Origin of the sequence: Methanosarcina barkeri 3 (assembly GCF_000970305.1) — an archaeon.
In the GTDB taxonomy this organism is placed as follows: Archaea; Halobacteriota; Methanosarcinia; order Methanosarcinales; family Methanosarcinaceae; genus Methanosarcina; species Methanosarcina barkeri_A.
This window is the reverse complement of sequence record NZ_CP009517.1, coordinates 888,027-899,379: the sequence shown is the minus strand read 5'-3', so window position 1 is coordinate 899,379 and position 11,353 is coordinate 888,027. Positions and strand designations below refer to the sequence as shown.

General features: G+C 33.0%; 8 protein-coding genes and 1 tRNA gene. 4 read left to right on the top strand and 5 right to left on the bottom strand.

Annotation, left to right across the window (positions count from 1 at the left end; all coding sequences use genetic code 11):
* Positions 1 to 252 precede the first annotated feature (252 nt).
* The gene (locus tag MSBR3_RS03675; protein WP_230627747.1) at positions 253 to 879 is read left to right on the top strand and encodes a hypothetical protein; all 627 of its coding nucleotides are present in this window, start codon (positions 253 to 255) and stop codon (positions 877 to 879) included.
* Between the two features lie 228 nt (positions 880 to 1,107).
* On the opposite strand, the gene MSBR3_RS03670 is transcribed toward MSBR3_RS03675, so the two are convergent.
* The 3 genes from MSBR3_RS03670 to MSBR3_RS03660 form a co-directional block, all read right to left on the bottom strand.
* Positions 1,108 to 1,180 (bottom strand) — tRNA-Gln (locus MSBR3_RS03670).
* 252 nt (positions 1,181 to 1,432) lie between these two features.
* Positions 1,433 to 1,834, bottom strand: coding sequence for a hypothetical protein (locus tag MSBR3_RS03665; protein ID WP_048106522.1), 402 nt, complete (start codon positions 1,832 to 1,834; stop codon positions 1,433 to 1,435).
* 36 nt (positions 1,835 to 1,870) lie between these two features.
* Entirely contained in the window at positions 1,871 to 2,200 is a 330-nt protein-coding gene (locus MSBR3_RS03660) for a DUF2551 domain-containing protein (protein ID WP_048106520.1), read from the bottom strand.
* Between the two features lie 1,168 nt (positions 2,201 to 3,368).
* Between MSBR3_RS03660 and MSBR3_RS03655 the strand changes: the two genes are divergently transcribed.
* From MSBR3_RS03655 to MSBR3_RS21345, 3 genes are all read left to right on the top strand, one after another.
* Entirely contained in the window at positions 3,369 to 3,833 is a 465-nt protein-coding gene (locus MSBR3_RS03655; RefSeq protein WP_048106518.1) for a hypothetical protein, read from the top strand.
* Positions 3,834 to 6,118: 2,285 nt separating this feature from the next.
* Entirely contained in the window at positions 6,119 to 7,627 is a 1,509-nt protein-coding gene (gene pap, locus MSBR3_RS03650) for a polyphosphate:AMP phosphotransferase (RefSeq protein ID WP_048106517.1), read from the top strand.
* 477 nt (positions 7,628 to 8,104) lie between these two features.
* Positions 8,105 to 8,239, top strand: coding sequence for a hypothetical protein (locus tag MSBR3_RS21345; protein WP_268989115.1), 135 nt, complete (start codon positions 8,105 to 8,107; stop codon positions 8,237 to 8,239).
* Between the two features lie 175 nt (positions 8,240 to 8,414).
* On the opposite strand, the gene MSBR3_RS03645 is transcribed toward MSBR3_RS21345, so the two are convergent.
* Both MSBR3_RS03645 and MSBR3_RS03640 read right to left on the bottom strand, forming a co-directional pair.
* A complete protein-coding gene (locus tag MSBR3_RS03645; protein WP_048106516.1) occupies positions 8,415 to 9,266 on the bottom strand; it encodes a methanogenesis marker 8 protein in 852 nt (283 codons plus the stop codon).
* A 472-nt stretch (positions 9,267 to 9,738) separates the two neighbouring features.
* Positions 9,739 to 10,359 carry a PKD domain-containing protein gene (locus MSBR3_RS03640; protein WP_196297000.1) on the bottom strand — a complete coding sequence of 207 codons (621 nt, stop codon included), beginning with the start codon at positions 10,357 to 10,359 and terminating at the stop codon, positions 9,739 to 9,741.
* Positions 10,360 to 11,353 lie beyond the last annotated feature (994 nt).

The following is an 11,353-nucleotide window of genomic DNA, read 5'->3' as shown; positions in this document are numbered from 1 at the left end:
ATACATAATTTTCAAGTCATTTTTTATTTATCGACAGCGAGCTTTTATTAGAAAAACCTGTGTTTTTAGCATGGATACAAGCTTACGACTTCAAGAGGAGTATCAAGCACTCTGTAAATTGAAGTAATTAACTGTACTTTCCAGCATAGCGATATAGAAATTATGATTTAGAACTCAAGTGGCTGGGATTGGAAGACAAGGAATTGAAGCCTGAGAAAAGGTAATAAAAAAGATAGTTTTTTGAAAGCTGTCTTGAAGACCGTCAAAACCTTTCCTGACAGAGAGGGGGGTTCATACAAGTTGATACGATATGGATTATTATTCCTTGCTGTAAGTTTTGGCCGGATTATCGCAAGAATTCTCGATACGTGTGTCTTCCCTGAGTTTATGGACAACTTATGGCAAACCGTCAAAACTAATACCCGAAGTCTTACAGCAATAGAAGAAAAGGAGGCTAGAGGCATATTTGGAAATAGAATTAACTACCGGAAGGTGCAAATCGACGAAGCTTCATTTCTTGCATGGTTGGGGACAAAGCTGAAAAGATGCTCAGGTATGGGAATTACAACCTTTCACACAGTCAACTTCAATAGAAAGCTCAACACTACAGCAGGCAGCTCCGATATGAAGTGGCTTATACATGAATTAACTCATGTCGCGCAGATGGAATCTACAGGCTCGCAATATCTGGTTGAAGCATTTTGTGCACAGGTAAGTGAAGGATATGCATACAGGGCTGGAGAAAAAAGTCATTTCAGTGAGTACAATCGCGAGCAGCAAGCTTGTATTGTTGCAGATTATTACATTGCACGTTGTTCGGGCAGCTCAACAGTAGCTTATGATCCATATATTGCAGAACTGAGAGCTGGAGATTTATAAACTATAACAAAAACCATAGTAGAACTTTTAGTTACTCCTGAGTTTTTTCAATTAATTTCTAAATATATAATTGTATATTTGTCAATAATTTACATAAATTTAATATTTAATATTAGATAAAAAGAGAAACTCTAATATAGAAACCTAAACATAAAAACCCTAACGTAAAAGCTATTAATAAAAATTCTAATCTTCATATCAAAAAAGTAATTTATTAAGATTTGTGTATAGCCCGGCACGGATTCGAACCGAGGTTGCAGGATCCAGAGTCCCGCATGATTGACCACTACACTACCGGGCTTCTATGATTTTTCGTTGTGGGGCGCATTTCTTTCGCCATGAAGCGTATCTTCTAAAGGAAGATTTTATATAAATACCTTTCGGATGAAGTGCCTGATCTTTCAAAATTAAATGAGATGTTAAAATGAGATGTTAAAATGAGATGTTAAAATGAGATGTTAAAATGAGATGTTAAAATGAGATTAAGACAGATATTAAAATAAGACGTGAACTAAAATATTTTAAAGTTAAGTGAAAATAAGAGAATTATTCCTTAAAGGTTTTCCTCAGGCTGGTTGAGAACTGCAGTCCACCACCAGCGGGCCATGTCTAAAAGATCCTTTGAAAACTGACCTGAAAGCCTGTACTCCTTATCTTTTATCGAAATCAATCCGGCTCCAAGCAGCTTGTTGCGCATCGCATAGAATGAGGCGCGTCCTATCTGAAGTTCTTCAAGAAGGTTTTTCCATTCATCAGTCCGTATTGCACTTCCTGAAGCTTGACGTTCTTCTATTATAGTCAGGAACTTCTGACCTCTGACAGCAGTAGCGTCTTCTTGAAAAATGCGCCGCATAAGAGTGTAATATGGATCCCTTGAGTGGCTTATTCGAGAATTGGAATCCGATCTTACAACAATAGTCGTTGCCGTTCTGGGTGCGTTTTTAACGAGTGACATTGTCCATTAGACGTTTTTGGTGAATAGTAAAACTTTTCAAGTCGTAAACTCAGCAGATGACTTAGGTGAAGCTACAATTTTCATTAGCAGGTCTATATATTCTTCTCTCAAAAGGTAAACCATAGGAGTTTTATAGGATTCTTTATGCGCTCTTAGAATTCCAAGCTTCGAATGGATGTACCCTACCATGGATGCGACTGTATTCCGAGATACGTTATACTTACTTGCAAGCATTTCATGCAGTTCGTCAATAGTCGCTTTTTTTACCTTGATGAAGATACACAGGATTGCCCTTCGATATCCACTGGAATCAACTTCTAGAAATTTCTCTAACCTGGATTTAATTTTAGCTCGGATGGATACCATTAATTACCACCTTTACTGATGTAGTAAACTATGTAAGTTATAGATCTATATATAGATTTTTAAATTTATTTGTTGTGAGGGGGATGGACACAAAAAAAGTTGATATCCATAAACAACTTTACTTTGCTTCAAATCCAGTTTTTATACGTATTATATTCTTTCTCTGATATATCGATTTTTGTGCTCCACCCGCACCTGACAAGGTTTAAATATTTTTAATTTGTTTCGTTATAAACGTGACAGTTTTATAGATTTTTAATTTTTAGTAAAAGACATACATATGTCTAAATTGAAAAAGCTCTTAGTTTTTGAGAGTAAATTTGAACACTTACGTAATATATTTACTTAAGTACACTCTTATTCTCTTATAATAACATATTAAGCTTGCGTTTAATTTCCCGGAAAGGCCTAATTTTTACTGATCCAATATTTACTTGTTCTAAGTAATGACCCAATTTTTGAATTACAATAAGAAGCCTAAAGTTAAAGGATTAATCTTATTATGAAAACCTCTAATAATTGTCATGTGATCAGATTTCTTTCATTATAAAGTTTTAAGATAAAGAACAAGATAGAAATTTCAGGTTGCAGTGGATGAGTGTTGGAATAAAAATTGAAATAGTGAAATGTTATTTTTCCGTTTCCGACGGTTATTCTTTGAATTCCTTGATTTTACTAAAATCACTATCTGTAGACACGTTTGAATCGGCTGAATAGTTACTGTTTTAATTAGGAGTTAACTATATATATTTAAGATAACAAATATTTTTTACAGAATGAGTATTTTATTCTAATATTTTGGATATAATTTGAAAAAACATGTTAATAATTGGAACCTTATTAATTATATTTGAGAAATAAGTCTATAAATTGACAAAATTTTAATGTAACTGTTCTTGGTTACATGACTAATCTTTATGATTTCTCCTTTCTTTGTGTTATTTTTCTGGAAAGTTATGTTACTCGACAACAAATGATATGAAATAAAAACAAAAACGTACGTTTTTATTAACTTAAACCGTACAGAATTCCTCAAAAATGAGGAGCATACATACCCGATTAATATTAATAGGTTTATAACCTTTACAAAGAAAAAAAGTAAAGAAATAAGGAAGAGCCCAAAAACCAATGGTACTAACCCTCTCGGCCTCATCCAGGAGCGAACTATATGGAGTACGGATATGATCTTAAGGAAAACGATCTATATGTTGGAGAGAACCTGATACATGCCTATAGCCTGGAAAAAAATGAGATCGGTAATTGTACCAATTGCAATTCCATACTTATGAGCCTCAGCTATCATGTATCAGGAGAAAGAACTGTAGTAGTAACAAAATGCATATCTTGCGGGGCTTTTTATGCAAACATCTATGATTCTGAATGGAATTGGGTTGATGAAATCCAGATATCCTTGCTTCCAATTCCGATTCCTATAAGTAATCAGAGGATCGATGACTGGAAAGGACTGGAGGCAATTCCTACAAAAAAACTTGAAGCTGTTTTCTCAAAAGGGGAAATCGAAGCGCTTTTTGCCAGGGCAAAAGATGAAACTCCCATCCGTCAGTACCTGTACAGAGCCCGCAAAAAATACAAACTTTTCGAAGAAATATTTGACCTTGAGCTGGCACTATAATTTGGTTACAGTTTTTCTCTGTTTTTTCTGATATTTCTTGAATAAATATTTTAATTTCATGTTTATTAATTGTAACTATATAAAATTACATTGAAATAAACATTTTTTATATAATATAAATTTTATTAAGAAAAATATTATCATCCATAAATTTATTAATAATTAATAAATTTATATTTTAAATATAATAATTATAATATTAAGTTGATAATTTGAAAAATAAAATTCTTATTCTATTTAATTAATGAATTTTAATCTATGCGACTTCATAAATATTAGAGGGTTCATATGGTATATATCTACAAAGACATAAAATTTGATTGATAAATCTTAAGTGCAGTCATAACGCACATTATTAAATTTTTATTATAGTTCTTGCTATGCTTTTTACTACTTTTTTACTTCATAAGTCCTACACTATCTAGTCTAAAAAATATTATATAAATATAGAAACATAAAAGCAAGAATACACTAATATATGGAGTTTTATATATTAATAGTGTGATATATAGGTATGTATACATACCTATAACTAAAATAAAAACGGAATTAAAAAAGAGAGATATATCAGTTAAAGTTACGAAAATAAACTTCAGACAGATCTCGCCTATTCATGCGATTTATAATTCTTTCTAAACCCTTATCAGGCAAACAAAAGTCTATTTTTGTAATAAAAACAATACCAGTTATATCTTTTATGCATATATCAAAAATTCTTTTTTGATTTTTGTTTTTTGAGACATTTCTGCAGATTTAAGCAATCTAAAAAACGAATTCATATATACTATATGCACAAAGCTGAAAATTTCTACAGGATATCATTTAGACTCCTATTTTGTAAAGTCGACTATTACATGGACTATAGGAATATTGAGTATTTGACCGACAACCGCCCCATTAAACGCAAAAATTCATGAAAGAAAAAAGAGAAAGCATTTGAGAAATAATTATTCCCATATACTATAAGAACTCCAGTGTTTGTCACACAAAAAATGAAAAAGTTTATTCTTTGAAGAAGATAAGCTATTTATTTATTAATTTACAACTATGGCTAAAAATTTCATTTCTTTGTTCAATTTTTCCTATGTGCTTTTGAGGCATTTTGACTTTATTAGTCTATACTATTAGATTAGAAAATTATATTATAAATATATGGGCATAAATGTTGACTTTGATGAAAAATGGTAAATATTTTAAATTTGAGATATGATTTAAAATTTTTTAACAAAATAATTTATAAACTGCATATGTTTATTTTATTGAGTAACTAAACTTAATAATCTGTTTTAATATAGCGTATATATGGTAGAATCAATAAAGTAAACTATATTTGTAATAATTTTAAAATAAGTAGTAACAAACATATGATGAAACATATACTTTAAAATGTGTGTTAATAACTTTTTATCAATTTTATTATTTTTTATCTGCTTGATATATTGAACATTCAAATATATGCTTTTAATGAACGTGATCGCATAATAATACGTGAAATAAAATATGCGTTTTAAAACACATTACATAATGCATAAGTCGGGTATACATGGAAAACTGTAGTATAAACTAGATATTTATTAGCATATTTTAAAGAGGGTACTTTATATATAAACATATGAGTAACTTTTTTAGATTACATATAGTCAATTGCACGTTTAAAAATATATGTAATTTACTGTTATATCTCTATACATACACATAAATTACATAAAAGTACATATTTACGAATTTGATAGGAGTTTTTAAGCTGAGTACGGTTTTTTTGTAAATATTTGATAAAAACCTAATTTCAAAAGATAAATATTGATAAATTTTAAAATTTTATATCAAAAATACGTTAGTGGCTTAACTATTAATAGATATAGATATAAATATAGATGGTAGTCTAAAACCGAGATGTTTAATATATTCTATTTATATAGGAGTGAAAACTAAATATCAAAAATCCAAACATTTATATAACTATATTTATAAAAATATTTCTCGTTTTGTTGGTGTAGACTCTTGAAGATAAACGTCCTGTGAAACGAATACTTGTTCCATAAACTAATATTTTTCTATTTTTAAAATATTATGAACAAAAATTATCAAAATTAACAAAAAATATTAAATATGATGCTTATAGAAAAATAAGATAATACACACAAAAAAGGCAAAATTAAACTGGATACGGGATTACATAGTATATTACTTAGAAAGCCATTATATTCTATAAGTTATATCTTATTACTGTATCAGTAGTAATTAACACTGATATTACCCAGTTTTAAACAAATGCAGGGCTCTTTATGCTTGAAAAAATTGACCTCTCCAAGACTATAGAAATTGATGAATACAAAAAAAATTACAAAATATTAAAAGCCAAACTTGGAGAACTCCAGCGAAAAGCCTGGGAATTAAAAATACCTGTTATTCTTGTTTTTGAGGGCTGGCACATATCCGGGATGGCCGAAGATATTAATCGTTTTATTCTCTCACTGGACCCCAGAGGATACGATTTCCACACCTTGACCAGGCCCTGCTATGAAGAACTCCTTAAGCCCTTCATTGCACGCTTCTGGACCAGGGTTCCTGTGAGAGGAAAGAGTGCAATCTTTGACAGGAGCTGGTACAGCAGGGCGATGATAGAATGTCTGGGGGAAGAAATCTCTGAAGAAAAACTGCAGAAATACCTGGAGGAAATAAACTATTTTGAGCGGCAGCTCGCCGATGATAAATATCTTATAATAAAAATTTTCCTTCACATAAGTGAAAAAGAGCATAAAGAGCGTTTTAAAAGCCTTAAAAAATATGATATTCCGATATTTGATGAGTATGAGGATGAAGAAAAGCAAGATCTTGATTTTATCCATAAATACAATGAGTATCTGCCGTTTATCGAGAATATCCTGGAAAAAACCGATATGCCTTATGCTCCCTGGACAATAGTGGAAGCTAATGACAGGAACTTTGCAACTTTGAAAATTATGATGACGGTCATCCATGCAATTGAAGCTTCTATTGAGCAGACAACTAGAATTCCGGCTGAACAGACTCTTAAGTATCTGGATATGGAGATCTCAGAAGTTTCTCAGTTTAACAATTCCATTCTGGAAAAGATTGACCTTTCCAAAAAGATGGATGCTGATGAATATAAAAAATCAAAAAAATTATGTCAGCAAAAACTTGCAGACCTCCAGTATGAACTTTTTGAGAAAAAACGCCCTCTAATAGTGATCTTTGAAGGCTGGGACGCTGCAGGCAAAGGAGGAAACATCTACCGCCTTGTAGAAAATTTAAATCCCAGACTCTACCGGGTAGTTCCTGTGGGCTCGCCAAATGACATAGAGAAGGCTCATCATTACCTCTGGCGTTTCTGCGAATCAATACCTAAAGCCGGCCATATAACAATTTTTGATAGGAGCTGGTACGGTCGCGTCCTGGTAGAAAGAGTTGAAGGCTTTTGCAGTGAGGAAGAGTGGAAAAGAGCTTACAGGGAGATCAATGAATTTGAAGAAACCCTTACACAGGCCGGAGCAATTGTAGTCAAGTTCTGGCTTCACATTGACAAAGAGACTCAACTGGAACGCTTTAACAGCCGGCAACTTGACCCTGAAAAAAAATGGAAAATTACAGCTGAAGACTGGCGGAACCGGGATAAATGGAAGGATTATGAAACCGCTGCAGACGAGATGCTCCGGAAAACAAGTACAATAAATGCCCAGTGGATTATTGTAGAATCAAACGATAAACGATACTCAAGAATCAAAGTACTGAAAAGTGCTACTGAAGCCCTTGAAAAAAATCTGAAGAATTAATACTCTCATTCAAAAAATGCTTATTAGTAAAGTATGTTTTTAATAAAGTATGTTTTATTTTATTCTAAAATAATTTGTTTTAAGGTTTTGTTCTTTTTCATTCCCTTAGTTTAAACTCAAAAAGATTCTTCAAAACTCTCATATCTATTTTAAATAACGCATACTTACAGTAAAATTTTGTTTTGTATCGCTTACTAAAACTAAGTCCACTACACGATCTACCATTATTTCTTTTACTTATGTGACTTTTGACAAGCGAGTTTCTAATATCGACTTTTTCTTGATGCATAGAGTAAAACATATTCGGATTTATTACCTGTTCAATATAGATCTAGTTGAGGTTTGAAGCTTACCGATTTTTCAGTTCTACCGCGTAAGTCCTGCAATAAACAATTATTTCAGTTGGAAACTTATTTATAAGTTTAAAATAGTATAATCAAATACTTATGTAAAATAATATAACAGAGAGGTTTTTATATGGCAAAAAAATCTGCGATGAGTGAAAGTCCAAAAGCCGGTACGCCCGGTGGAAAAACACAGGCAAAAGCTTCAGCCGATAAGTCATCAAAGAAGGATGTAAAGCCGTCCAAAACAGGAAAAAAAGAAAAGTAATTATATAAATCAATAACTCATCAGGCAGTAGTTTGTTACTTCAGTCGACACCCGGAAAATTGAATCACAGTAAAAATTTTAAAATGTATGACACCTTGTAAAAACATAGGGATTTTGGTATGTAATAACATAAATAAGCAGATAAGCTACTGCCTGATACTGACTTAGCTCCTTTTTAAATCAGATTCTTAGGCTGCTTATGTGAAGGCAGCACAGGCAGCTTCATAGTATTGATCAGAATTGGACTTTGAATGTCCTTTGCCCTTTCAATCACAAGTTCTTTTCCCTTCTGAGTAAGGGCAAAAAGTGGAATTGCGGCTGCAACCTGGACCAGAGGGTCTGCAAGTTCCCTGATATGTCTGGAAGCACAGCTAATCACGATATCTGAACTTTTAAGAATATCCTGAGCTTCTTCTCTACTCAAACCCGTGACATGCACGGCAATTATTATCAGGTCAAGTCCTAGTTCGGGTTCGAGCTTCCGAAGGCTTTTTGCAGTTTTTGGGTCAGCCACAGTTACTGCAATTTTTCGGTAGCCGAGTTCGGCAGCTTTCTTTACCCCACCTATAGGATTAATGGCTGCATTTGATGGCTCAAGTACAGTTCCTCCACGCTCTTCAATTCCTTTAATAACAGCATCTATTGGCTCGGTTTCAATAAGACCTGACATCCTGCCCCCGATTCCCTGAACTAGTGCCGGATTATCCGATACAACAGTTCCTGCACCATCGCAGGCGGTTACGGTTGTTTCTAAAAAGCCGTTATTGAGGCCACTCATCATTATTTCTGAAGCGCCAAAGGCAACAACGGTTGTTTCAAACTCGAGCTTACGCTTTTCCGTAAACATACCTAACTCAGTAATCCGGGACTCCATATTTTTCCGGATTTCGTCCTGAGTCATCTTCTGGACTCCACGCAGCTTGACAAAAAGTGGGCACCATTCTACTTCAGGGGCTTCGACTTCCATAACCTTACCGTCTTTTACGACTACTCTGGCTTTACCCATCATTTCCATTATGTGAGGCATTTGAAACACACCTTCCGGAATCGAAGAAATAATGTCACTTAAAATAGTATCACTTGATATTTTGATTCTTGCCTTAACTACTCTAACTTTACTACGTGCTACCCTCTTACAAACTATCTGATTTACTGTTGACTTGACATCATAAAAACATTACTGATTTTTTGTTTAAGCTGAAACTATAAACCTGTCAATGAAATCGAGTATGAGAAATATAGATCACGATAAAAAAGGAAAACAGAGAGTAAAAGAAGAAAGAAAAGAGAAGTATCAAACGAAAGACATTAAATGAATAATAGGAAGGTAAAACGAGAGTTTTTAGAGAGACAACTGAGAATCAGCAAATGGCTAAAGAGAAAGCTAGATAGGGAAGAGCAAAAAAGACACTAAACCAGTCTTGTAACTGGAAACGAAAGCGTGTAAGATGTAAATCCGTCAATATTAAATAAAAAATAGAAAGGGAGGTTCTCCCTTATTACTTTACGGTCACGGTCTTGCAGATAGACTTACAAGAATTCCCTGAATTGCATACGGTCAAGCAAACTTTATATTTTCCTGCCTTTTTATATGTGTGAGTTGGATTCTTTAAAGTAGATTTGGAGCCATCACCGAAGTTCCAGGACCATTTTGCAGCTCCTGTAGACGCGTCTTTAAAGGTAACTTTCTTACCGGATGCGCTGCATGTAAAATTTGGAACGAGATTTACAGCTTTTATTGTAATGGCTGACTTTTTAGTCTGCTCTACATGACAACTTCCAGTACCATATGCAGTTACTTTTACGTCATAGGTACCAGGATTTTTAAGAGTAAGCGAGCAGTTACAGATATGCTTTACCGTGCAGTGTGTACAGTAAGATCTACAGGATGCAACTACCTTTCCGTTTTTATCCAATACCTGTACTTGAACACTTGTAACGTTGCCTGCCGTATAAGTTGTAAATCCTACTTTGGCTGGTGCTGTTCCGGTTGGATTGTTCACTGTAAACTTGACAATTTTTACGTTGCACGCAGTACTGGTAGATGAAGCGCCTGCGGTAGCTGTACATAACGTCAAAGCCAATAAGGCTAATACAAAGAAAGTTGTTGTTCGTTTCATCAGTTCATATGAATAGACAACATTCATTATATAATTTTAGAAACGGTCTAAATAAATATAACCCAACAATAATAACTTTTGATATGTAATTTTAGGGAAGCAAGATGTTCATAACTCTACAGACCTGAAGATAATATTAGTTTGGACGAAAATTGTTCTACTACTACAACGATTCTGACTGCATAATCACAGATTAGTCATATCCATTATAGTTTAAAAACTACTATAGCTTAAAAATCACCGATAGAAAAAGAAATTTTTTTATCCCGCGAATTGGGTGCAGAGTCACTAATTAAGAAAAAGAGAAAATATAAAGGTAGTGCTGATTCAGTTTGATGCATTGCTTGGAACGATATTGTTTCGGTGATAAGAATTAGCCACAAGAGATATTTGAGGGTCATGATATTTTAAATCAATCACTTGAAACCTCTAAACTATGAGTAACCTATGAATAAATCAGTTAATTACATACTTTTTGGACATAATCCAAATAAAAAATTTTATGTATATTAATTCAAACAAAAGGATTTTATGTATATTACATTCGTTTGCAAGTTTCTGCACGGAAACAAGAGTTTGAAGGTGTCTAATGTCGATTCCGTCTGAGGTATTTTTCTAAATGTCACTATATCGAAAATAAGGCACGACCACTATGAGATGTTGATTAGGCTTATGTATGCTTTCGGAATCGACATCAGACCTTCTAAAAGATAAACAATTCAAGTATATTATATATTTTTTGGATATATGCTATATATAAATTAAATACCTATATATTACATAGTCACAAGGAATGAAAATATTCGTCTCCATTATATGATAAGACTATATATGTAACAACCATACTCTTATGTTACAAAATAGGACACTTTATGAAACATGGAGTAAGTGAAATTATCCAAAAAATTCTGTTGAATGAATCAGTGTGTTGTAAAAGTTCAACGATTCTCAATATTTCTTATGTCAACTGGAAGAAAGCCGGGTATTCTAAAAG